The sequence below is a fragment of the Pseudoalteromonas sp. bablab_jr010 genome, assembly GCF_016464105.1.
GTDB classification, from domain to species: Bacteria; Pseudomonadota; Gammaproteobacteria; order Enterobacterales; family Alteromonadaceae; genus Pseudoalteromonas; species Pseudoalteromonas simplex.
Genome location: NZ_JACDWV010000155.1, coordinates 57,514 through 82,482 on the forward strand (window position 1 = coordinate 57,514; position 24,969 = coordinate 82,482).

Here is a 24,969-nt window from a genome sequence, read left to right on the forward strand (position 1 = left end):
ACTGTCAAAGAATATTTACACAAGTAAATTCAGTGTAGTTTGAATTTAGTCTCGCATGAGAGTATCTTACCTAAAACCTTTCAGGAGTCTAGTGATGAATAACGAATTACAATATATGACAGGCTTTGGTAATGAATTCGAAACCGAAGCATTACCCGGTGCATTACCTATCGGTCAATTCAGCCCGCAAAAAGTTAAATACGATTTATATGCTGAGCAGTTCAGCACAACGGCATTTACAGCGCCCCGTGCTGATAACCGTCGCACTTGGTTTTACCGCATTCGCCCGTCTGTAATACAAGGTGATTACACGCCAATTGATAATGGCCTTATTCGCACTGCTCCTATTACAGAAGTGCCAACACCACCGACGATGCTGCGTTGGGATCCAATCGACATTCCTACGAAGCCAACCGATTTTATAGATGGTTTAGTCACTATGGCTGCCAACGGTAGTGCCAATGCACAAACAGGTATTGGTATTCATATTTATGTCGCTAATAAATCAATGCAACACCGTTACTTTTATAATGCTGACGGTGAAATGTTATTCGTGCCGCAACAAGGTGAGCTATTACTTAGAACCGAGTGCGGGATACTCACCGTTCGTGCAGGCGAAATTGCCGTAATTCCTCGTGGCATTAAGTTCGCAGTTGATTTGCTTACTGATACAGCCCGTGGCTATATCTGTGAAAACTATGGCCATACCTATATTTTACCAGAGCGCGGTCCTGTCGGTGCCAACGGCTATGCTAATGACCGTGACTTCCACTACCCTGTAGCGGCTTTCGAAGATATTGAAGGTGATTTTGAACTCGTTGCTAAATTCAACGGCAATATGTTCCGTTGTGATATTGGCCACTCGCCATTAGATGTGGTTGCTTGGACGGGTAACAGTGCACCTTACAAGTATGACCTTGCTAGATTCAATGTTATGAATACAGTAAGTTACGATCACCCAGACCCATCAATCTTTACTGTATTAACATCACCATCGGGTACAGAAGGTGTCGCTAATATCGATTTTGCTATCTTCCCTCCACGCTGGATGGTGGCTGAAAACACATTCCGTCCACCTTATTACCACCGTAATATCATGAGCGAGTTTATGGGCCTAATCGAAGGTGTCTACGATGCCAAAGAGCATGGCTTTGTACCAGGTGGTTCTAGCTTACATAATTGTATGTCGCCACATGGTCCAGAAGCCGATGTATTCGAAAAAGCATCAAATGCTAAACTTGAACCACAACGCTACGAAAACACCTTGGCATTTATGTTCGAATCGCGTTACGTTATTTCACCAACTAAATATGCCCTTGAAGGTAAAGAGCGTCAGCCTAATTACACTGACTGTTGGCGCACTATTAAAAAACATTTCACAGGTAAACAGGACGTATAATGAAACTTTATAGCTATTTTCGTTCATCAGCTGCATATCGAGTACGCATTGCGCTTAATTTAAAGAACATTGATCACGAGTTGGTGACAGTTAATTTATTAAAATCCGAACAGCAAAGCGACGAGTACCTAGCTAAGAACCCTCAAGGGTTATTGCCTGCACTTGAAACTGAGCAAGGTGTACTTGCGCAATCGCTGGCTATTTTAGAGTGGCTAGAAGAAACTCATCCAGAAACGCCTCTTTTAACGGGTGATGCATGGCAAAAAGCTCAGATCCGTAATTTATGTTATGCCGTAGCGTGCGATATCCACCCTATCGATAATTTGCGCGTATTAAAATACTTGGCTAACGATCTGGGTGTTGATGAAGAAGCAAAAACAACCTGGTATAAGCATTGGGTAGAAGTTGGCTTTGAGAGTATCGAAAAGCTACTTGATGAAGCGAACACGTTTTGTGTGGGCAACAAACCAACGCTTGCAGATGTGTGCTTAGTGCCGCAAGTATTTAATGCCTTGCGCTTTAAGGTTGATATGACCAATTACCCTAAAATTGCAGCTGTTTATGAGCAATGTAATAAGCTTGATGCCTTTATAGATGCTGCACCACAAAATCAGCCAGATGCGATTTAAGCGTTAGTATGATTAATGTAAAAGGCCCGAACAATTCGGGCCTTTTATATTTGTTATCTAAGCGCTGAGTTAATCACACTCACATGGTTGATTAAATCGAGCCCTAAGTCCGTTAAGTAGCCCCCATCAGGACTATCAGTAATACCTTTATCATAAAGCCGTTTTGCTGCATCTTTAATTGAGTTTTCTGCATCGGAGTGTATTTTAATTCCCTGCATTTGAGAGTTACGAGGAAATTTTGCAAGCAGAGTTAGTTCATCGATCATATTTTTATCAAATTGCATGTGTTCACCTTTTTATTATTTATTCCTTGTCATAAGCTTAGTGTAGTTATACAAATCTGCCCAACGGGAGGCGTATTTTGTTAAAGAAAATTTTACTGTTAAGTACTTTGTTTACTTTAGGGTTTCTAAATCAAGCGCACGCTAAGGAAAAACCATTAATCGTGCTTGATGGTCAAGAGGCGTTAAACAATGAAAAAGTGTGTTGGTATGAAAATAAACGCTATACCGAAGGTGCCTATATTGTCGTTGGCGAGATGACCTTAATTTGCAGCGCCAAACAGCCTAATTTTTCAAACAGTGATTTGGCGTGGCTCAGACTAAATGCTAATGGCGAGATTATTTACCCTAAACAAACGAAAACGATTCACGTCAATTAGATTAAAACGCACAGATAGGGTACTATTGCGCGGTTGCAAATAACCTAAGATTTATCATGGACAATCAACCAAATAATCCGTTACATGGCGTTAAATTAGCCGACATCGTTACTAAACTTGAAGAAAAACTTGGTTGGGAAGGTATGGCAGCGCACGTCGATGTACGCTGCTTTCAAAATGACCCAAGTGTAAAGTCGAGTCTTAAATTTTTACGAAAGACCCCTTGGGCACGAGAAAAAGTAGAGCAGTTATATATTGATACCTTTATCAATAATGACCTAGCTGATGATGGCACTTTCCAATGGAAAAGCATCAAAAAGTAACCACTTAATCTTCAGCTGCTACAATCACCGAAAGCGATTTCGGTGATATCTCCACCTCTAGTTTATCTGCAGTTTTAACTTCACCATCAATAACATAGCTCAACCCTTTTGCTGCGCGTACTGTTACTCGTTTAGCATTTGTGTGGTGACTGTTAATAGCAAAACTAGTTTGTGTAATACTCGAGAACACTAACTCCGCAATACTTAAAGTACTCGCTTTAGAATCGGCACTAGGTGTTAGCCAGTTAACATCCAATAAACCATCTTGGTGATCTGGCTGCCCTGCAGATTGAGCAAGTAAAGTAGTAAATGGCGCGGCGTTGGCGATGATTAAACTGGTAGTATTGATTGTTTGCTCATCGTTATTATCAAGAGTAACAACATAGTCTTGCGCTTCATGCTCACCTAATGCTTGCCAAAACCCTTGTAAATAAGCTAATTGCCCAGACTCATTTTTAGCATCACGATGGGCTTTTTCAATCATCTTTTGTTCAAAACCAATTCCTGCAAGTAATAACATACGCTCGCCATTACACACAGCGGTATCTATCCGACTCGCCTGCCCTTCAATAATAAGCTCACACGCCTGCTCTACCGGAATAAGCTTCGATTGTATACCCATCAACACATGAGCGAGGGCATTTGCAGTACCTAAAGGAATAATCCCCAGTTTACAGTCTGTATTAACAAGTACACTTGCCACCTCTGTTACTGTACCATCACCACCACAGGCGATGACTACATCAGGGTTCAATTCAAGTGCTTCTTTGGCTAACTCAGTACCATTTACCTGCTCTGAAGTGGTGTAAACAGTTAAATCGTAATACTCAGACAAACGAGATGTAATTTGCTTACGTTTAGCTTCCCACAGTTTTGTGCCAGAAACAGGGTTAGCAATGAGCACAGCTTTATTTTTGATTAATAAGTCACCTCTACGATGGCGACGCACTAGATGACGCAGCTGGCGCTTGTTTAAATTTGCAGTTTCTCGTGTCTCTTTAATTTGTGCGAGTACTTGGTGTACATCGGCATCTTTATTTTGGCTAAGTAAGTAAGCTGCCATCACAAATACAGAACGGCCTCGTCCTAAAGCGCAATGCACTACCACACGTCTATCAGCTTTTACTTGATGGTCAATCCAATTAATTGCTTGATGTAGTTGCGCGCGTGTTGGCACGCTATGATCAAGAACAGGAATATTTAAATAACGAATATTCTCTTGGGTAGAAGACCATTCAAGGCCATCAAACTCGCAAGTTACATCTAAAATAGCCGTAATACCCATTTCTTTCATAGTGTCTATATCGGAAGGAAATAAACGACAGGCTAAAAATAAATGCTCATTAATTTGCTGTAATGGCGGTACTTTATCGTGTTTACGCGACCAAGCATTGTAAAGCTGTGCACCCAATAAGAAGGGGATAAAAGCCCAACGAATATAAATAGGAATAACGCCATTTTCGCGTTTTCTAAAAATACGCGCGATATTAAAAAAATATGCGCCACTGACTAATAGTAACGACAGTGCAGTCCAATAAAAAAACAGTGCAAAGTACACAGTTTCTACGCGAATAGCCGCAATTATAAATACAATCGCTAATGCTAAGTAACTAAATGCTGCCCACATAATCACTCCTTGTTATTCTAATTGCACAATACCTTGCAAATTTCACTCCATATAAAGCCATTTAAATAGCTTTATAGACTATGAAAAATCAGCAACTTAGCAATTATTAAAAAGCTTACCAATTTAGTTTAGGACATTTTTTCACTACTTTATGAATAACTTACACAAGTTTACATAATATTCACATGTAAGTTTGCCTTGTCTTGCAACCCTGCTACGCTAACTAATGGAAAAGAATTACTTTTACAAAATTAAACCATTCTTTTTGTAAAAACATAAATGAATTGCATCTAAAACTGTCAGCTAATCGTTATTAATAATAACAAAGGAAATCTATGGAAAACGATGAATTATTAACCCTATTAAGTGCTACAGCTAAAGGCGATAAAATTGCTTTTGGTCACTTATATCAGAAGACCAGCGCAACACTTTTCGCAATAAGTCTTAAGATGCTTGGCAATCGAGCGCACGCCGAGGAAGCTTTACAAGATGCTTTTGTTAAAGTTTGGCATAACGCAAGTGAATATCAATCATCTAAAGGCGCTGTTATGTCTTGGATGATCAGCATAGTTAGATATCGAAGCCTAGATATGATTCGCCATCACAAAGTGCGTAAGGAACAAACTCTTGTTGATGAAAATGATCATTTAGATGATTTACCTATTGATGTTAATTATGAAGACAACAGCAAATTGGTAGATTGTATCGAACAGCTTGATCCTCAGCAAAGACAGGCTATTCATTTAGCATACTATAGAGGTTTGACTCATCACGAATTAGTTGACCACATCGCGACACCGCTTGGAACAGTCAAAAGCTGGATCCGACGTGGTTTACAGCAACTACAAAGGTGCTTAACGCTATGAATTATGAAAATCAAACACTCATTGATATGTTAGCGGCTGAATATGTACTGGGGACATTACGTGGTTCAGCAAGAGATAGATTCACTCGGTTAATGCTAACTTCAACGCGGGCACGTGAAGCAACTTGGATGTGGGAACAACACTTGAACAACCTTGCAAGTTCAATAGAATCTGTGCCTCCAGATGAACATGTTTGGCAGAAAATTGTTAGCAGGATCGATCCTCAGGTAATACCTATAACAAGCAAGCCAAATAAATCTAAATCATCAATATTACAAGCTTGGTCACTCATCGCTACGGCTGCATGTATAGTGTTAGCTTTAATTATTTGGCAACCTCAGGAAATAACGAAAGTTAAATCAGAACAAATAGCCCTTTTTAAAAATGAGGCTGAACAACCCCTTTGGTTTATTGATGTAAAAGATGAAAACTTATCGATTCGAGCTGCAACAGCACTTGTTCCGCGCACTGATAAAGATTATGAGCTATGGATGATCTTAAAAGGTAAAGATGCGCCGGTTTCTTTAGGTTTACTTCCAAAATCGGGAACACTTGAATTACCAAAACACATAGACTTTGATGCGACAGAAATTTCACTACTCGCTATCAGTTTAGAACCTCTAGGAGGCTCGCCAAATGGCTCTCCAACTGAGGTACTTTTCACTACAGAACTCATTATTTTGTAAATTAAAAGCCGTGTTTAAACACGGCTTTTTACTTTTTTCTAAAAAACTTTAACTTTTTTGCATCCAATAAGATTACCAATTCGTTACTAGCAATGACTTATTTTAAAACTAAGGAAAAAGTCATGAACAAAGTAATACTATCTCTAATCACTATTGCAGTATGTAGTACCTTATTCACTTCTATTTCTGAAGCATCTAGCCACCGAGAAGCACCTAATATTACGCGCTTTCCAACGTTAGATTCGACTGACTTTTATGCTTTTAATAGTTACGAAGAAGGTCGAGGTGACTACGTAACCTTTATTGCCAATTATATTCCTTTGCAAGATGCCTATGGCGGACCAAACTACTTTGCGATGGATCCAGACGCGACTTATAGCATCCATATTGATAACGATGGTGATGCTGTTGAAGATATGACATTCGCATTTAATTTTAAAAGTATGTTACCGAACAACAATATGGGAGTTGCTCTTACCGTCGGCCCCGAAGGTAATCAAAGAACAGTCGCAGTTCCTCTAAAAAATGTTGGTGGCGTTTCAGCAGGCAATAATGCTGCCGTTAATTTCAGTGAGTCATATACTGTGAGTGTAATTTCTGGCTCACAACGTTCCGGCACAAAAAGCATGCTGACAAACATCACCAATAGCAGCAACGATTTTTATAAACCTCTCGATTACATTGGTAATAAGACATTCTCTTCAATGGCTTCATACCAAGAGTACGCAAATCAATTTGTTTATAGTGTCGCACTGCCTGGATGTGATGGCATGGGCAAAGTGTTTGTAGGTCAAAGAAAAGACCCATTTGTTGTGAATCTAGGCAAAACATTTGATTTAGTTAATTACGTCCCTGTTGAAGGTGATAGTGCGCCAGGTGCAGGCGATGGTGGTGGATTCCCAGGCGGGATTACACAAACAGCTGATAATGATGACTTAGCTATGAAGAATGTCACTGCAATTGCTGTAGAAGTACCAAAAGCCTGTGTAATAGGTGAAGGGAATGGCACAATTGGTAGCTGGACAACGGCAAGTTTGCCCCAAGCACGCATTTTAAATCCTAATGCCGCATTTGCAAAAACTTCGGTAAATGGCGGTGCTTTAACGCAGGTTTCGCGTCTTGGTAACCCATTAGTGAACGAATTAGTAATTGGCCTTAAAGATAAAGACACATTTTCTACTTCAGCACCTGCCGATGATGGTCAATTTGCCGACTATGTTACCCACCCTTCTTTACCTGAATTATTAAATATTCTCTTTAAAGACGCTGTTAATACGACGTTGGGCACAGATATTGAAACATTGGCACCGACTAACTTCCCACGAAATGATTTAGTCACCGCATTTTTAACGGGTTTCCCTGGTGTAAATCAACTTGCTACAGTAACGCCATCTGAAATGCTTCGCTTAAACACAGCAATTGCCGCAACACCTCAAAATGAGCAATCAGCATTTGGTGTCGCAGGTGATGATTTAGCTGGCTTTCCGAATGGCCGTCGCCCTGGTGATGATGTAGTTGATATCGCATTACGTGTTGTAATGGGCCGTTTATGTTATCCGATCCCTGTTAATGGCACAGACACTGATCTTGGTTTATGTACATCAGATGATGCAAGTGTTGGTAATGTACCTTTCACAGATGGTGCGCCTCTTGATGCAAGCATGATGGATAGCAGTTTCCCATACCTTGCTACCCCAATTGCTGGTTCTAAATAAACAGGAGAGTCATTATGTGTAAATTACAACTCTCAAGTATCACACTCATTGTATTGTCTAGCTTACTAGTCGCTTGTAACGATAGTGATAGTAAGAAAAATATGGATACTGAAGTCGTTAATTCAGCCCCTAGCGCAGAAGATGCAATGGTAACCACTCAGACTGAAACCGTTATTAACGACATGCTCGAAGGCTCAGACCCTGATGGCGATACGTTAACGTTTAGTTTAGTGAGTGAGCCAAGTTTAGGTACTGTAAATGTAAATACGGATGGTAGCTATATTTATACGCCAAACCTAGAGACTGTCGGTTCTGATAGTTTTCAATTTGCAGTCAGTGATGGTGTGAATAGTCAGGTAACAGCAACAGTAAGTATCACGATAGAGACCTTACAAGTTGACTTTGCAACGCTTGGTCGGGCCGCATTTATTCAAGATGTAAATGATGAACCTCTTCGATTGAATGGTCGAGAATTTATTAATACAGGTTCTGAGGCAAATTTTGATGATCTATTAAACGGGAATTAGTTTTTAGCTTGGCCACGGATGGCTATTTCTGGAGCAATCATGAAATATCTTTTATACATAGCTTTCGTTTTTAGCACTTACACTCATGCGGATCCTTATATACCAAATGATAAAGATGTTATAGCCTTATCAAGCAAACCGAAAGAAACTGAATTCACTAAAGAACAACTAACCGCCTTATTTAATAAAAGCCAATTTGTTGGTCAAACAGAAACAAATCAAGGTATGTTAAAAAGCTATTTAGAAAAACAAATTACTCTAACCGAAGATCCCGATATACATTATTTTTATGCTCGCTTACTACAAAGAGAACATGAGTTTGAAGCAGCAATTAATATTCTTTCAGAAGTTATCTCACGCAAACCTGATCATACGAATGCTATTTTATTAAAAGCAAATTTACTGATGGTTAAAGGTCGATTTGAACAAGCACTTGCACAGTGTTTATCATTATTTGGTTTAGTTGGACTGGAAACTATTTCTACCTGCTCTCTCGATGTTAAGAGTCAAACAGGTGAACTTGAGCAAAGTTATCAAGCTTTACAAACCATTGTAAAAGAATCGTCAATGACTAGAAACACGCGTCATGTGCTCGCCGAGATGGCCTATAGGTTAGGCTATCCAGAACAAACGATAACTTACCTCAGTAACCTTGACCTAAAAACAGCCCCTGTCAGTTTAGTTGTTCTATGGGCTGACGCTCAGATGGCAAAGAAAAACCACCAGCTAGTATTATCAACGTTAGCACGTTTAACTGCTGAAAATACTAATTTGGAAGACGCTATATTATTACGCCTAGCGCAAGCTGAAAAAATTGAGAACCAATCAGATAAATGGCAAGAAAAAATGAGAAAGCGAGTGATACTAAGAGAGCGGCGTCAAGACACCTATCATGCCAGTGATTTAGCTTTGTATTACTTAACATTAGATAAAAATAATGTAAAAGCTAAATACTGGGCAGAAATGAACTGGCAACAAGCTAAATTAGACAGTGATAAAAAACTATTAGCACTCACTAACACTAGCAATTAAGGAATTATCATGAAAATCTTAGCAGCGGCTCTTTTATTTTTAATAGCATGTAGCTTTAAAACAAACGCCCATCAATTAAGTACAGCGTATCTTAACTTAACAAAAACCGAAAACGAGCAGTTAGTGTTAAAAGGGCAATGGCAAGTTGCTGTTATTGACTTAGAACATGTTATACCTTTTGACATTAACACAAATGATGTAATTACATGGCAAGAGATCAAGAGCCAAAAAGAGAGTATTTTAAAATACTTAGCTAAACATTTGGTTGTGAATCAGAATGACATAGGCTGTAAGCTGCATAATGAGGGGGATTTAAAAATCGACTCACATTTTAATGAATCATATATTGTCGTGCCTGTTCAAATAACATGCCCTACAACACAAGCATTCACCATAAACTACAGTGCGTTGTTTGAAGTTGATGCTAATCACAAGGCAATTGCTGACATTGCAAACTTTAGTAGAGTGTTCACGTTAAGTGAAAATAATCAATCATTTGATACCAATTTACCTAATTAGTACGTCGATTGATAGGTATGAAAACCCTATGCTACTAAGGCAAAATTTCGTTTTGTAAATCGATTTATTGCCATTAAATTTAGTTCGTAACTATCTAAAGCTTTAGTAAGCGCTAGTAGATGCGCTTTATTCAAAAGGTAGTAACAAGGTTTTCATTGTTGGGCGAAGTGCTTTAAGTAATTCATTAATATCTAGATCTGGGTTCAGCATTTTGCGTAGTAAAAGCCCCCCCATCACAGAAAACATCACTTCAATACGAGCATTCACTTCTTCAAGTGCCGTTCCTTGTAACGGCCCTCTTTCACCCACTAATAATTCGCGCATTGAATCACGGGCGTGGCTATCTGACTCACGCAGTAAGTTAGCGACTTTTTCATTACGTGCTGCCTCGGCAAGCATTTCTAAATCAAGCGCACCTTGATTTAAATCGGTATGGCGTTCAACGCCTCGGTCAAGACCATCTAGCAGAACAGTGACACGATCGCCGGGTTTATCAGCAAACTCCTTAAAGATTGAGAACATTTCTTCCATATCACGTTCAACAATCGATTCTATAATTGCTTCTTTACTGGCGAAGTAATTATAGATATGGCCAGCACTCATACCCGCAGTCTTCGAGATTTCCGCCATTCCCGCGCCATGATAGCCTTTACGTCGAAAACAATCTGCCGCGGCACAAAGCACTTGATTACGTCTTGCCTCGGCAAGCGCAGGGTCATTGTGTCTTTTTGTTTTTTGCGTCATGGTTTCTCCAAGCTTTACTGACTATGGTTAACTTTAATTTAAATAAGGTTTACAGGATCTTAATCTTAGAGGAGAGTCAAAACAACTAAGATCCTGCAAAACCTTAAATAAATTATGCTTTTGCTGATTTATTGCACAGTATTTTGTGCATTCCAGCCGCCGCCCAGTGCTTTATACAAATTAATTTGGCTCGCCAAATACGCTTGCTTACCCAAAATTAACTGTTGTCCTGCACTGTACCAATTTCGTTGTGCATCCAATACTTGCAAGTAGCTGTCTGCGCCTTTTTGAAAACGCGCATCCGATAAAGTAAAAGATAGCTCATTACTTTGGTACAAATCATTCAGGGCATCTAGCTGGTGCATATAACCTTCACGGTCAGCAAGGGCATCAGAGACTTCTTTAAATGCCTGTTGAATGGTTTGCTCGTAACTGGTTATTGCCATTTCTTGCTGTGCTTTTGCAACATCGAGATTAGCTTGATTGCGACCCATATTAAAAATAGGCAAGTTTACTGAAGGTACAAAACTCCAAGTACCTGAACCTGAATCAAAAAGATTACTCAAGTCAGCAGAAGCTGTACCCGCATTCGCGGTTAAACTGATGCTTGGATAGAATGCCGCTTTTGCCACACCAATATTTGCATTGGCTGCCAATAAATCATGCTCTGCAGCTTTGATATCAGGTCGCTGAGTAAGAAGCTCTGACGGTAACCCTACTGGCACATCCGGTAAACTCAGTACATCATCAATATTTTGTGATGGTAATAAATCCGCAGTCACGGTTTTACCCACTAAAAAGTCGAGGGCATTTTTATCGCGCTTTAATAAACGCTGATAGTTTGCGATATCAACTTTCGCGGTTGCTACTGTGCTTTCAAGTTGCGATAGCGTTAACTGAGAGGCAGCACCTAGAGCAAATGTTTTACGGGTTAGCTCTAAAGACTCCTGCTGAGACTTTAAAGTCTCGTTTGCTAAAGCCAATAGCTCTTTGTCAGTCGCATAGTTAAGCCATGCATTCACTAATTCAGAAATCAAACTAATGCGTACACTGGTTAAACTGTATTCTGCAGAATACAGGTTTTGCAAAGCTTGCTCTGATTGGTTGCGGACTTTGCCCCAAAGATCAATCTCATAAGCGGTTAAGCCAACAGTTGCTGAATAGTTTTCAGAGATAGTAGCTTGACCAGTACCAGATAAATCTGCTGGAAGACGCTGACGAGTACCCGATGCATTGAGATCAATGCTTGGGTAAAGTGCAGAATCTTCAATCTGATACATTGCTCTAACCTGCTGCACATTCAGTGCAGCAGTTTTAATATCTTTGTTGTTTTCAAGCGTTAGCGCAATCAACTGTTGAAGTTGCGCATTACTGAAAAATGACTGCCAATTGAGCGCATTTATATCGCCCGCTGTACATTGGATATCATAGTTTTGAGCAACAGGTAATTCACGTTGCTCCATATCTGGCGCCATATTACAGGCAGATAACATAAGTGCAGCAACAGACACTGAGATAAGTTTAGCTTTCATTATGCCTGCTCCTCATTAGTTGATTTTGTTTTGCCTGGGAATACTCGGCGCACCAGTACAAAGAACAGCGGCACAAAGATTACCACAATGGTCGATGACGCAAGCGTACCGCCAATAACAGCAATACCGAGTGCGTTTTGTGCACCTGAGCCTGCACTTGATGCAATTGCCAGTGGTAGTACACCACACACAAATGCCATTGATGTCATAAAGATTGGACGTAAACGAAGGCGAATAGCTGCTACCGCGGCATCGACAAGTTTCATACCTTCATCCATTTTATGAATAGCAAACTCTACAATTAAGATGGCATTTTTTGATGCCAAACCTATGGTGGTTAATAGACCCACTTGTAGATAAATATCGTTTGATAAATTAAATACAAATGACGCAATCGACGCACCAAATACACCAAGCGGTACAATGAGCATAACCGCTGCAGGAACTGACCAGCTCTCATATAACGCCGCTAAACATAGGAATACAACCAATAATGAAAGTGCATAAAGTAATGGCGCTTGACCACCACTTAAACGTTCTTCATATGAAATACCTGTCCATTCGAACGATACACCCGGTGGTAACTTCTTAACTATTTTCTCAACTTCAGCCATCGCTTGACCCGTACTGTAGCCTGGAGCAGCAGCACCTTGGATTTCCATCGCTGAGAAGCCGTTATAACGCTCAAGACGCGGTGAGCCATAAGTCCAATAAGAATGAGCAAAGGCAGTAAATGGCACCATGTCACCATTATTGTTACGTACATACCACTCATCTAGGTCTTCTGGCACCATGCGTGATTCTGGCGTACCTTGTAAGTACACTTTTTTCACACGACCACGGTCAATAAAGTCATTTACATAGCTACTACCCCAAGCCGTTGATAACGTATTATTGATATCTGCTTGCGTTAGGCCTAATGCTTCGGCTTTTGCTAAATCAATATCAAGCTCAAGCTCTGGCTTATCTTCTTGACCATTTGGGCGCACACCTGATAACACCGGGTTTTGTGCAGCCATACCTAAAAACATGTTGCGTGCTTCAAGTAGTTTTTCGTGACCTAGACCAACCCTATCTTGTAAGAACAAGGTGAAACCGTTTGCAGTACCAAGCTCAACAACCGCAGGAGGTGGGAAAGCAAACACGAATGCTTCTTTAATGGTTGAGAAGTACCCCATGGCTTTACCTGCAACCGCACCGACGGTTAGATCAGGGCGTTGACGCTCATCCCAGTGTTTTAAACCCACAAAGCCGATTGCCGCGTTTTGACCAGAACCTGCAAAGCTAAAGCCTGTTACCGTAAAGATAGATTTTACCGCTTCTGATTGTTCTTCTAAGAAGTGATGTTCCATCTTTTCAACAACTTTTAACGTTTGCTCTGTTGTCGCACCGGCAGGTAAGCTGACTTGGTTAAACAAAATACCTTGGTCTTCATCTGGTAAGAATGCCGATGGTAATTGTGAGAAAATAAACACCATGCCACCCACGATTAAACCGTAAATAAGTAAGTAGCGTTTACTGTGCTTGATCATGCGAGACACAAAACCTTGTGTACCCGAGTTCGTTCTGTCAAAACCACGGTTAAAGCCAAGGAAGAAACGACCAAATAAAGACTTATCGTTATGTACATGACTTGGTTTTAGCATTGTCGCACATAAAGCTGGCGTTAAAATCAATGCAACAAGCACTGATAAACTCATCGCAGTTACCAAGGTAATTGAGAACTGGCGATAAATAACACCTGTTGAGCCTGGGAAAAACGCCATAGGCACGAATACTGCCGAGAGCACCATCGCAATACCAACAAGGGCACCTTTGATTTCATCCATTGATTTACGTGTTGCTTCAAGAGGAGATAAGTTCTCTTCTGTCATTACACGTTCAACGTTTTCAACGACGACGATTGCATCATCTACCAGTAGACCGATGGCAAGTACCATCGCAAACATGGTTAAGGTATTAATTGAGAAGCCAAACACTTGCAAGATAGCAAACGTCCCAAGCAATACAACAGGTACTGCAATAGTCGGAATAAGTGTTGCTCTGAAGTTCTGTAAGAATAAGTACATGACCAAGAACACCAGCACAACAGCTTCAATAAGAGTGCTGACAACTTTTTCAATTGAAAGCGATACGAATGGCGTTGTATCGTAAGGAACAACCGTTGTTAAACCTTCTGGGAAGAAAGGCTCAAGTTCAGCAAGCGCGGCTTTTACGCCATCTGCTGTATCAAGTGCATTAGCACCACTGGCTAGCTTAACACCTAAACCTGATGCCGGTTTGCCGTTAAAACGCGCAACAACACCGTAATTTTCACCACCTAATTCAACATCAGCAACGTCACTTAAACGAACAACTGAACCATCAGCATTGGTTTTTACAAAGATATTTCTAAATTGCTCAGGTGTTTGTAAGCGGCTTTGTGCAGTCACCGTTGCATTTAATTGCTGGCCACTCACCGCAGGCAATGCACCTAGTTGACCTGCTGAAACCTGCGCATTTTGAGCACTTATTGCAGCACTAATATCAGCAGGAGTTAATGAGTATTTAAGTAATTTAGCTGGGTCTAACCAAATACGCATTGCATATTGAGAACCAAACAGCTGTACTTCACCAACACCGTTTACACGCGAAATAATATCAAGCACGTTTGATGAAACATAATCACCGATATCGATGTTGTTCATACTGCCGTCTTCAGATACAAAGCCTACAACCATTAAGAAGTTACGAGCCGATTTTGCAACCGAGACACCTTGGCGTTGTACTTCTTCTGGTAATAACGGTGTTGCAAGCGACAATTTGTTTTGTACTTGAACCTGTGCAATATCAGGGTCTGTATCTGCACTAAAGGTTAAGGTTAATGTCGCAGAGCCGTTAGACTCTGAGGTTGACGACATGTAGAGCAAGCCATCTAGCCCTTTCATTTTTTGTTCAATAACCTGTGTAACCGTATCTTCTAGAGTACGGGCCGACGCACCAGGGTATGTGGCTTGAATACTAATTGCAGGTGGTGCAATTGATGGATACTGTGCAACCGGCAAACTTCTAATTGCTAAGATACCTGCCAGCATCACAACGATAGCAAGCACCCAAGCAAATATGGGCCGATCAATAAAAAATCGTGACATTAAGTTTCTCCGTTACTGGCTGTTAGCTGCTGATTCTGCAGGCATTGCATTGACTGGTGCACCTGGGCGGATTTTCTGTAAACCTTCAACAATTAACTTATCGCCGCTGTTTAGGCCATCTGTCACTAACCAGTTTGAACCAACAGTACGATCAGTTTTAAGCACGCGTGCTTCTACGGTATTGTCTTTGCTTACTACCATGGCAGTAGGCTCACCTTTGGTGTTTCTGCTTACGCCACGTTGCGGTGCTAAAATCGCATCACTTTTCACACCTTCAACAATCACTGCACGAACATACATACCTGGTAGTAGTAATTTTTCTGGGTTAGGAAATTCAGCACGTAAGGTTACTGAGCCTGTGCTTGGATCAACAGTCACTTCAGAGAATTGCAATGTACCTTTATGTTGATAAGTACTGCCGTCTTCCATCTTTAATTCAACTTTTGAATGCAAAGCAGCATCTTTATCAAGCTCACCCGCAGCAATGGCTTTTTTCAAACGTGTTAGTTCACTGCTTGACTGGGTTAAATCAACATAGATTGGGTCTAATTGAGTAATGGTTGCTAATGCAGTTGCTTGATTTGCACTCACAAGGGCACCGGCAGTGACATCTGATTTACCAATTTGGCCACTAATTGGCGCTAACACTTTACTGTAGTTTAAATTGATTTCAGCGGTTTTAAGCTGCGCTTGAGCTGTCAGTAAGTCAGCTTTTGCACCTTTGTATGCTGCATCAGCTTCATCGTAATCTTGTTGGCTTACTGCTTTGATGCTCAATAGCTCTTTATAGCGTTCTGCTTTTGCCTTGGCATTTGCAATACTTGCTTGAGCTTTAGTAATAGCGGCTTTACTAGTCGCTACTTCAGCTTCAAATGTAGATGGGTCAATCTGATATAAAGCTTGGCCTTTTTCAACCTCAGCACCTTCAACAAACATACGAGACTGAATAATACCGTTAACCTGCGGACGAATTTGCGCAATACGTGAAGCAGCCACACGACCTGGTAATTCTTTAGTTAGTGTAAGTGCTTTACTTTGCATCTCAATAACGCCAACAGGAACAGCTTGAGCTGCCTGCGTTTGCCCTTGAGCCGATTCTGATTGGCCGCAGCCTGATAATAAAACAGCACCAGCCAAAGCTGACAGTGCAAAAAATGGAATGCGAGAGCGCTGCATGTGTAGTTCCTTAGTTTAGAGTGAACGATCATTCTAAACCAAAAAAGGCACAGATCAACCATCTTTAAAGAACTTTACATTAAATAAAATGCTTGCTTTAACGCATGAATTTTGTGCAATAAATAAATTGCTAATTGAATTATTACGAACGTAACTGAGAAAGTTGTTTTAAAACTATTAGTTATGCGAATTGAAGTTATATCAATTCGCAGATTATTCGCCTAAACACATGCCCATAGCGCGGGCACTTGTTATTAAAGGATGTTCTAGAGGGATGACACGATATTCAGAAGTAGCTTCTTTTAAACTGATTGGTTTAATTTCACCGTCTTTACTGACAGGGATAAAACCAAATTGGCCTTGCTTTACTAGCTCAAATGCTTGCACCCCAAACTCTGCTGCAAGCACCCTATCAAACGCATTAGGTGTGCCACCACGTTGAATATGCCCTAATACGGTTACTCTTACATCAAGGTCAAGCGCTACACGTATTTGTGAAGCAAGCTGCTCAGCAATACCACCTAGTACAGGGTTTTCGTAACCGAGTTCATTTGATTGTTTACTAACAACACCACCAGCAACAGGTTTAGCTCCTTCTGAAATGACAATATTGGCAAATCCGTGGCCTTTATCAAAACGTGATGTTAGTTTGGCTTTAATCGCTTCAATATCGTAAGGAATTTCTGGAATAAGCGCGACTTCTGCGCCAGCTGCAATAGCAGAGTGCAAACAAATCCAACCGGCATCGCGTCCCATTACCTCAGTCACAATCACTCGGTTATGACTTTGCGCTGTTGGTATTAATCGATCAATTGCTTCGGTGGCGGTGTCGACAGCAGTCTGAAAACCAATTGTGTAATCAGTGCCATATAAATCATTATCAATGGTTTTTGGTACGCCTACGATATTTAAGCCATGCTCAAATAAATGCTGAGATACCCTATGCGAACCATCACCACCAATATTTATAACGGCATCAAACCCAAGTTGCTTAATAATACTGATTAACTCATCAGAGCGGTCAATAAACACTTGTTCGCCTGCTATTTCAGCAGGAAAAGCGGTTGGATTCCCTTTATTAACAGTTTCGAGAATTGTTCCACCACGAACATGAATACCCGCCACCACTTCACTGGTTAAGTGCATAATATCATTTGGCTTTTCAAGCACACCACAGTATGCTCTTCGGCTACCATACACCTGCCAATTGCCATCATGTTCGGCTGCTTTAACCACCGCTCTGATCACCCCATTGAGCCCAGGGCAATCACCCCCACTTGTTAATAGCAGTAATTTTTTCATTGTGTTACCAACTTGGTTCACTGATTAATTACAGATTAGCCTATATGTTGATCTTTCGCGTATGACTTACATCAACTAAAGTTCGGTTTCTTATGAGTAGAAAAAAGCGCAACAAAAAGCACTAGTAATACATACTTAGGCAGACTAGTCAGTAAAGTGGTGTTATCAATATTTGCAGAAAAGCTGTTAACAGCAAAATATAAATGCAGCGCTAAAAATGGTGTCAGCAATATAAAGTATGAATACGCTTTATCTCTAAGGTACAGGGACTTACTAATGAGTAAAAATACTAAAAGTAACGCTAACAAAGGAAGGCCTAAAGTAACGATATCAACCATTGATAAAGCAAAGTTAGGTGACAAGTCATAAAGGGCTGAAAGTACTTCGGTTGGAATCGCAATAGCTGAACCATAACCTATGACTGGTATAGATAAATAGGCAAATAAACAGCCAAAAATAAATAAAAGTAGTACGTTATATTTCATAACCCCATTCCATGGTTTGTTCATTATTAGCCTTACGCTAACTAATAATGAACAAATAATCCACTACTTTTTCAGTACCTTACATCGTTAAAATGTCTTAACTTTAAAGGCTAGGTTTTCTACCGCACAGCCTGTACTACTGGTGTTTACACGGTAATAATGAGTATTGTCAGTGGCATTTAAATCCAATAAAAACTCATCATGCTGAGCGACTGCTTGTTGCTCTTGTGTTAAGCACATAGCTTGTACAAGCGAACGTAATTTAGCATCTGAAAATATAGTGCCAAAACGCTGCATCGGCAGTGGCGGAATTTTAATACTAGGGAGTGCATTATCAACAGTTCGTTTAGCTAGAGTAAAACCATCCTTTGTTACATCAATAACTGCACCAGCAGGCCAATAACTGATTGCTCCGTTATTTTTAGCGTTAGATTTAACATGCACGACACCGCTTTTACCAATCACCGTCATTAGTGCGGTTTCACCAGCTCGAATTGATACAAGGGCGGTGGTCTCATCAATGCCAAAACCATGCTGTTGCCCGGTATCTGCCAGTAATCTTGCCAAACGCATTGTTCTGTTGCGCTCGCTAAAGTGTGTATCAAGAACACCATAAGTAAAGCTGCCAAGCCCACCTTGTTTTTCATAGGTAAGACTATCAGCCGAAAGCTTATCACCGCATTCATTTTCACAGCGCTCACTTGGCGGTGATACTGCAAACGAGCCTTCTCTCATTGCCGCTAAACTTGTACCATTTGAAATCATCGGCACTGTGCCATAGGCATTTTTACCACCACTTTGCACCGCTGTACCTGCGCTTGTGCCAACAAGTAATGGTCTTTGTAAAATTGCCTGAGTCCAAGGATATTGCTTACCGTTATCATCAAACAGTACTTTTCTGGTTAAACTCTGATCGCCACCGTTAAACATAATACCCGTCGCGTTTTTAATCAGCTTAACTAAATGATCGACCCCTTTATCACAAAGCGCTTTTTCGGCCTTGATTCGATCAGGGTAAATAGTCTCACGATTAAAAACGCCCATAGACTCTGTACGTAAAGATTCCAAACTCTCACATTGCTTACTGGTAATCGCTTTTGCTAAAGCAGGTGTTAGAGGTAACCAGCTTGATTCTACACCAGTAAAGTTTAATAACCCTTCATAAAAGTCAGCTGATTCATATGGATCTCTGCTTGATGCAGTAACCGCTAAAATTGTTGGTGATTCGGTGCTTGTTTTTAATGAAGCAGCAACAAAATCTAAAATATCATTGGCTGCACGTTCGTTATTATCGCTTGTACTGACCAACTCTTTTTGGCGGGTCGAATCTGTATTTAATACAGCCACTTCAAGTGAGTCTATGACAAAGTTGTATTCTGAATCAGTAAGCTCGTTTAGTAACTTGTTATCTAAATCGCGCCAAGCCCATAAAATATCACTTTTAGTGATCACACCTGACTTTTGACGTGCAATCTGTGCTAATACCTTAAGCGTTTGCTGACGATTTTTTTTGTTCTTGGTTGGCCAATTTGTCTTTATTGCAGATAAAGCATCATTATTTAATCGATATTGATTAGTCTGTTTACCACTAATCTGTTTATTCGAAAGACAATTTTTAGGGCTCATACTTGAGCAGGTGGTCAAAGATCCGCCAATTAAAACCAACGTTTGCTGTTGATCATTTGCATAGACTTTGCTGCCAAATGATGCGAAAAACAAACTAAATACCAAAGAAAAAGCTGAAGTTTGATATTTAGTCTTTTGCTCCTTAAGGATGTTCATATTGTTACACTCTTGTAAAAAAAATATTAGAAAATTGCTTGCGCAGCTTTTTGTTGCTTGCTATAAAAAAAAGGAACATTTAAAAACGCGAGTAAGCTAGCACTGTATCGCTAGCTTTGTCAAAAGACCTTACGGATTGGAATTATGTTGAAAAACGCATTATCGCTTTGCACATATTTCTACTCTCCACACTACCTTTCGGAGTGGTTTGACGAGTAGCCACACCTCACTTCCTGTGAGGGGCTAGTTGTGTCTATAACCCACTGCCCTGTCTAAAAAATTATAACAATTATTCAAAATGTCACGGTTTTGCCGTGTGTTTTTTAAGGCAAAGGTAAATCAATATGTTTCGTCAGTTATCAATTGCTGTAGCAATCAGTGCTGTGCTGTGCCCAGTACACGCTGTGTATGCTCAAAACGACCAACAATCAGAAAAAATTGAGCGAGTAGAAGTAACAGGATCACGAATTAAAGGGGTTGATTTAGAAGGAACCATCCCGCTTACCGTGCTTGACCAAGATGCAATCAAGCGCTCAGGAGCGAACACTATTCATGAATTATTGAAAGATTTATCGGTTTTTAAAGGCGGTTCCGGTACCTTTTCAACATCTGAAAGTGGTGGTACATCAACCTCAACGCCAGCGGGTCAATCCGCTGCAAGCTTAAGAGGTATGGGTCCCTCAGCCACATTAACACTCATTAATGGCCGCCGTGTTGCACCAAGCTCGTTTGCAGCAGGCACTGAAAACTTTGTTGATGTAAATTCAATTCCGCTTGCTGCAATCGAGCGCATTGATATTTTAGCCACTGGCGCATCAGCAATTTATGGAGCTGATGCGGTAGCCGGTGTTATTAACTATATTCTCAAAGATGACTATCAAGGAGCTGAAGTAAACACTTCTTACACCAATAGCTTTGACAGTCATGACGAAGCTAAGAAGCAACTTAACTTAGTCTACGGAACCAATATCGGTGAAAGTAACTTAACGGTATTTGCTGATATATACGACCGCAATGCCTTTAAAGCGACCGACAGAAGTTATACCGCAACGCCTAATCTAGTAAATGGTTACTCATATTTACCGAAACTTGAGAACTCACCAAACATTTATTACTTCAGCAGCCGAGATGGCAATGAACTACCAGCCCCAAACTGTAAAACAGAGCTTGTCACGACTGAGCATGGTGAGCAAATTTGTGCTTACTATGCAAACCAAGATGATTACCTAGAAACCCCATTTGAAAGCCTTTCAACTGGCTTTATGTTTAACAGCACCTTAGGTGATTTAGATTGGCATACCGATTTCTTCTATAGCCAAACTAAATCAAAAGCCTATTCATCACCTGCACCAATCAATCAAATAAACGACGATGATGGTCCGTTTATCATAGAAGATGCGCTATTCATTTATGATAACGCTGATGGCAGTAACGACTTAATGGACCAGCTTTATATTGATCCATTTACCACTCAAGCGGGTCGAGAAGTGTATGGCTTTGCATTTGATGCACGCTTTAATTCACCACGAACTGTTGAAGTTGAAACTAAAAACTTTCGTTTAGTCAGTAGCCTAGCCGGTTACATTGGGGACTGGAGTTGGGAGTCAGGTGTAACATTTTCTCGTTCTAAGTCAGAGCAAGAAGCGATTGATGGTATTTACAACCGCTACCAATTTCATGCTGCAATCAATGGTGAATTATGCTCCGACGGATCATTAGCTACATTTGATGGAACACAGCTCAATTGTGCGCAAGGTCAGTTAATGCCGTTCTACAACCCATTTTTACAAGGTGATGAAAATAACGATGCGGTGCTTGAGCTTGCAAAAGCAAACCCAAGTAGAAGTGGTGAAAGTACAGTCTACGGATGGGATTTAAACTTTAATGGCGATTTATTTACATTTAATGAGTTACCCATTTATGCTGCATTTGGTATTGAGGCTCGCCGAGAAGAGTTAAAAGATATTCCGTCTTTAGACTCTCAAGCGCGTGCTGAAAATGGTTATTTAGTCGACGTTTTTGGTTTTGGCTCGAGCTTATCAGAAGCAGACCGCACACAGTACGCTGCATTTGTAGAGTTGAATATGCCAGTTACTGAGCAGCTAGAATTGCAAATTGCTGGTCGTTACGATCATTACGATGACTTTGGTGGAACATTTAACCCTAAAGTGGGTTTAAGCTACCGCCCTTCAGATTCTCTAATTATTAGGAGCTCTTGGTCAACGTCGTTTAGAGCACCATCATTAACTCAAGCTGGCGTAAAATTACGGACCACACAATCAAGCTTTGATTGCGGCGCAAATCAGGCTGTTGCAGATTTATACTGTATGGGTAATGGTACAGAAGTCAGTGTTAACAGCCTAGAGCTTGGTAATCAAGCACTCAAAGCCGAGGAATCTGAAGCGCTCAGCATTGGCTTTGCATGGAGTCCATCTGTAAATACCAACCTAACTGTCGATTATTGGCATTTTGATCATGAGCAAGTCATCGATACCAATATGACTGCCGTGCTAGATAGAGCAATTACGGACGCGTCTCTTCGTCACTGTGGCTTAGTACCACAAGGACAACAAGGTATTTCCTACGAGCAGCAGCTGTGTGAAGTAACCGATAATGCAGGCCTTAATATCGAAAGTGATGGCGCTAATCTTTCAGAGATCCTAGCAAACTATATAAGTGAGTTTAACCCGCGAGAAGATGAGCTATTCCTGCCACTATTTAGAGATCATGTTATTCCTCTTGAAAATACCGGCACGCAAACCTTAGCGGGTATCGACTTTAAATTTGATCATCGTTTTCGCTTAGCTGAAGGTGATTTAACGTTTGCCCTTGATGGTACACACTATTTAGAGTTTGAGAGAAATAAACCCGGTTCAGATGCTGTAGAAAAACTCATCGGCACTTATCGATATCCAGAAAATATTGGCCGACTGTCTATCGATTGGGAAGCCGAAAATTATTATCTTAACTTAGGTGCCAATTATACCAGTAGCTATGAGGATGATATTGAAGGGCTTCGTGGCCGTGAAATAGACGAGCTAGAAGAACTTGGCGAGCTTAATGATGAGTTAAAGCGTGATGTTGATGACTGGCTAGTATGGGATTTATCAGCCGGATATTTTATCAATGATGCATTATCAATCCGTGCTCGTATCGATAATATCTTTAATAAAGAACCGCCTAAACTATATGGTTCAAGTCGAGGTTTTGATTCTATAAACCATAATGCTTATGGCAGTCGCTATACGTTAAGTTTGAGCTATCGCTTTTAGCAAGGTATGGGCGTCTTAATCGTCGCCCACACTTTTGAGCTTACGTTATCTTAAACTGACGACTCTCAGTATTAATCTTTCTTAGCAAGGGCTACAATACCTTGCTTATCTTATAAACGTCGAATGACATTTAAGTGACTTTATGAAAAACAAACAGTTTGCGATGCCAGATGCGAGCATCATTTTGTTGTGCGTCGCAGTTATCGCCTATTTTGCCAGCCTATTTATAACCCCCGGTGTATTTAATGCCGAAAAAGATAGCCATAGTGTTGAATTATCACAATATCAAACAGCCTCAGATCATACCCCGCCAGCATTATTTGCAGAAGGTGGTGAAATTGGCCTCGCTAATGTCTTATTTGAAGGATTAGTGTCAGGTGATAAGTATGGCGCAGCGATTGGTGTGATGGCGTTTATTTTAATTACTGGCGGTGCGTTTGGGATTATCTTAAAAACCGGTGCGGTAAATAACGGCATCATGGCACTGATCAATAAAACACAACATATTGAGTGGGTATTCATTCCTCTCTTGTTCGTGCTTTTCTCTTTAGGTGGTGCTGTTTTCGGCATGGGTGAGGAAGCCATTGCCTTTTGTATTGTGTTATTCCCGATTATGAAACAACTTGGCTATGACGCAAAAGTAACGGTATTAACAACCTATGTTGCTACACAAATTGGCTTTGCCACCTCATGGATGAACCCGTTCAGCATTGCAATAGCTCAGTCTATAGCTGAAATTCCCGTTTTTTCTGGCGCAGGGTTCAGAATGGTTGCTTGGCTTGTTTTTACTTCATTTGGCCTTGTATTCACTATTCGCTATGCCAACTCTATCAGAGCCACTAAACAACAATCTAACCAACACCAAGACAGTGCAATAAATTTAGATAACGCAGATAAACTAATCTTACTTACTTTTATTGCTGGCATTGTTTGGGTTATTTGGGGCGTGATGGCTAGGCAGTATTATATTCCTGAATTAGCAGCGCAATTCTTTTGCCTAGGGATTGCTTGTGCTGTAATCGCCAGCCTATTTAAAAAACAAACTGCCAATGAAAGCGCAAACGCATTTAAAGAAGGTGCTCAAGAACTGCTACCTGCAGCGCTTTTAGTTGCTCTGGCAAAAGGCGTTATTTTAATACTTGGCGGTAGTGACTTAACCTCGCCTTCAACTCTAAATACCTTGCTGTACTACAGTGCCACCAGCATTTCAGTTGTACCCGACTATATTGCGGCTTGGGGCATGCTATTATTTCAAAGTGTATTTAACTTCTTTGTTTCGTCAGGCTCTGGACAAGCAGCCATAACGATGCCGCTAATGTCACCGCTCGGTGATTTGTTAAATATCTCACGTCAAATTGTGGTGTTAGCATTTCAGTTGGGTGATGGTTTAACCAATATTTTTATTCCGACTTCTGCTAGTCTCATTGGCTGTTTAGGTATTGTTAAATTAGATTGGAGTGAATGGGCACGTTTTATTTGGCGCTTCACTTTAGCTTTGTTTGGCCTTGCTAGCTGCTTTATTTTTCTCGCACACTTTATTAACTATCAGTAAAAGATTTAA

At 40.6% G+C, this 24,969-nt stretch carries 21 protein-coding genes; 12 read left to right on the top strand and 9 right to left on the bottom strand.

Going from position 1 to position 24,969, the window contains the following annotated elements; translation table 11 throughout:
- The first annotated feature begins 94 nt into the window (after positions 1-94).
- Positions 95-1,399, top strand: coding sequence for a homogentisate 1,2-dioxygenase (gene hmgA / locus JIG37_RS16325; protein WP_194441112.1), 1,305 nt, complete (start codon positions 95-97; stop codon positions 1,397-1,399).
- Positions 1,399-2,028 carry a maleylacetoacetate isomerase gene (maiA, locus tag JIG37_RS16330; RefSeq protein WP_138617312.1) on the top strand — a complete coding sequence of 210 codons (630 nt, stop codon included), beginning with the start codon at positions 1,399-1,401 and terminating at the stop codon, positions 2,026-2,028. Before hmgA ends, maiA begins: the two co-directional genes overlap by 1 nt.
- A gap of 53 nt (positions 2,029-2,081) precedes the next feature.
- Here the strand turns inward: maiA and JIG37_RS16335 are convergent, their stop codons facing one another.
- Positions 2,082-2,312: a TIGR02647 family protein gene (locus JIG37_RS16335; protein ID WP_054552187.1), complete on the bottom strand. Its 231-nt coding sequence runs from the start codon at positions 2,310-2,312 to the stop codon at positions 2,082-2,084.
- A 77-nt stretch (positions 2,313-2,389) separates the two neighbouring features.
- Here JIG37_RS16335 and JIG37_RS16340 point away from each other — a divergent pair, with 77 nt between their 5' ends.
- On the top strand, positions 2,390-2,689 hold the full coding sequence (locus tag JIG37_RS16340) for a DUF1496 domain-containing protein (RefSeq protein WP_054552186.1): 300 nt from the start codon (positions 2,390-2,392) through the stop codon (positions 2,687-2,689).
- A 56-nt stretch (positions 2,690-2,745) separates the two neighbouring features.
- The gene (locus JIG37_RS16345; protein WP_054552185.1) at positions 2,746-3,012 is read left to right on the top strand and encodes a VF530 family protein; all 267 of its coding nucleotides are present in this window, start codon (positions 2,746-2,748) and stop codon (positions 3,010-3,012) included.
- A 4-nt stretch (positions 3,013-3,016) separates the two neighbouring features.
- Here JIG37_RS16345 and JIG37_RS16350 read toward each other — a convergent pair whose 3' ends face one another.
- The gene (locus JIG37_RS16350; protein WP_166340965.1) at positions 3,017-4,639 is read right to left on the bottom strand and encodes a diacylglycerol kinase family protein; all 1,623 of its coding nucleotides are present in this window, start codon (positions 4,637-4,639) and stop codon (positions 3,017-3,019) included.
- A 335-nt stretch (positions 4,640-4,974) separates the two neighbouring features.
- On the opposite strand from JIG37_RS16350, the gene JIG37_RS16355 reads away from it, so the two are divergent.
- The 6 genes from JIG37_RS16355 to JIG37_RS16380 all read left to right on the top strand — a co-directional run bounded on the left by JIG37_RS16355 (position 4,975) and on the right by JIG37_RS16380 (position 9,984).
- On the top strand, positions 4,975-5,505 hold the full coding sequence (locus JIG37_RS16355) for a sigma-70 family RNA polymerase sigma factor (RefSeq protein WP_138599809.1): 531 nt from the start codon (positions 4,975-4,977) through the stop codon (positions 5,503-5,505).
- Positions 5,502-6,191 carry an anti-sigma factor gene (locus JIG37_RS16360; protein WP_166340963.1) on the top strand — a complete coding sequence of 230 codons (690 nt, stop codon included), beginning with the start codon at positions 5,502-5,504 and terminating at the stop codon, positions 6,189-6,191. The genes JIG37_RS16355 and JIG37_RS16360 overlap by 4 nt, the downstream gene beginning before the upstream one ends.
- Positions 6,192-6,313: 122 nt before the next feature.
- Positions 6,314-7,906, top strand: a complete 1,593-nt coding sequence (locus JIG37_RS16365; protein ID WP_199529837.1) for a DUF4331 domain-containing protein — start codon at positions 6,314-6,316, stop codon at positions 7,904-7,906.
- Between the two features lie 14 nt (positions 7,907-7,920).
- The gene (locus tag JIG37_RS16370) at positions 7,921-8,433 is read left to right on the top strand and encodes an Ig-like domain-containing protein (protein WP_138617319.1); all 513 of its coding nucleotides are present in this window, start codon (positions 7,921-7,923) and stop codon (positions 8,431-8,433) included.
- 39 nt (positions 8,434-8,472) lie between these two features.
- Entirely contained in the window at positions 8,473-9,465 is a 993-nt protein-coding gene (locus JIG37_RS16375) for a tetratricopeptide repeat protein (protein ID WP_166340961.1), read from the top strand.
- Between the two features lie 9 nt (positions 9,466-9,474).
- A complete protein-coding gene (locus tag JIG37_RS16380; protein ID WP_166340959.1) occupies positions 9,475-9,984 on the top strand; it encodes a hypothetical protein in 510 nt (169 codons plus the stop codon).
- Positions 9,985-10,110: 126 nt separating this feature from the next.
- Here the strand turns inward: JIG37_RS16380 and JIG37_RS16385 are convergent, their stop codons facing one another.
- The 7 genes from JIG37_RS16385 to JIG37_RS16415 form a co-directional block, all read right to left on the bottom strand.
- A complete protein-coding gene (locus JIG37_RS16385; protein WP_166340957.1) occupies positions 10,111-10,728 on the bottom strand; it encodes a TetR/AcrR family transcriptional regulator in 618 nt (205 codons plus the stop codon).
- A 128-nt stretch (positions 10,729-10,856) separates the two neighbouring features.
- Positions 10,857-12,260 (bottom strand): efflux transporter outer membrane subunit, encoded by a 1,404-nt coding sequence (locus JIG37_RS16390; RefSeq protein WP_199529838.1) that lies wholly within the window; start codon positions 12,258-12,260, stop codon positions 10,857-10,859.
- Positions 12,260-15,391: an efflux RND transporter permease subunit gene (locus JIG37_RS16395; RefSeq protein ID WP_054552175.1), complete on the bottom strand. Its 3,132-nt coding sequence runs from the start codon at positions 15,389-15,391 to the stop codon at positions 12,260-12,262. The genes JIG37_RS16390 and JIG37_RS16395 overlap by 1 nt, the downstream gene beginning before the upstream one ends.
- A 12-nt stretch (positions 15,392-15,403) precedes the next feature.
- Complete coding sequence (locus JIG37_RS16400; protein ID WP_194441106.1) at positions 15,404-16,567, bottom strand: efflux RND transporter periplasmic adaptor subunit; 1,164 nt, start codon at positions 16,565-16,567, stop codon at positions 15,404-15,406.
- 213 nt (positions 16,568-16,780) lie between these two features.
- A complete protein-coding gene (locus JIG37_RS16405; protein WP_199529839.1) occupies positions 16,781-17,869 on the bottom strand; it encodes an ATP-dependent 6-phosphofructokinase in 1,089 nt (362 codons plus the stop codon).
- 71 nt (positions 17,870-17,940) lie between these two features.
- The gene (locus JIG37_RS16410) at positions 17,941-18,354 is read right to left on the bottom strand and encodes a hypothetical protein (RefSeq protein ID WP_138617330.1); all 414 of its coding nucleotides are present in this window, start codon (positions 18,352-18,354) and stop codon (positions 17,941-17,943) included.
- Between the two features lie 87 nt (positions 18,355-18,441).
- Positions 18,442-20,136, bottom strand: a complete 1,695-nt coding sequence (locus JIG37_RS16415; RefSeq protein WP_199529840.1) for a cyanophycinase — start codon at positions 20,134-20,136, stop codon at positions 18,442-18,444.
- Positions 20,137-20,480: 344 nt separating this feature from the next.
- Here JIG37_RS16415 and JIG37_RS16420 point away from each other — a divergent pair, with 344 nt between their 5' ends.
- Together JIG37_RS16420 and yfcC are read left to right on the top strand one after the other, a co-directional pair.
- Positions 20,481-23,408 carry a TonB-dependent receptor gene (locus JIG37_RS16420; protein WP_199529841.1) on the top strand — a complete coding sequence of 976 codons (2,928 nt, stop codon included), beginning with the start codon at positions 20,481-20,483 and terminating at the stop codon, positions 23,406-23,408.
- Between the two features lie 142 nt (positions 23,409-23,550).
- Positions 23,551-24,960 (top strand): putative basic amino acid antiporter YfcC, encoded by a 1,410-nt coding sequence (gene yfcC, locus JIG37_RS16425; protein WP_054552170.1) that lies wholly within the window; start codon positions 23,551-23,553, stop codon positions 24,958-24,960.
- Positions 24,961-24,969 lie beyond the last annotated feature (9 nt).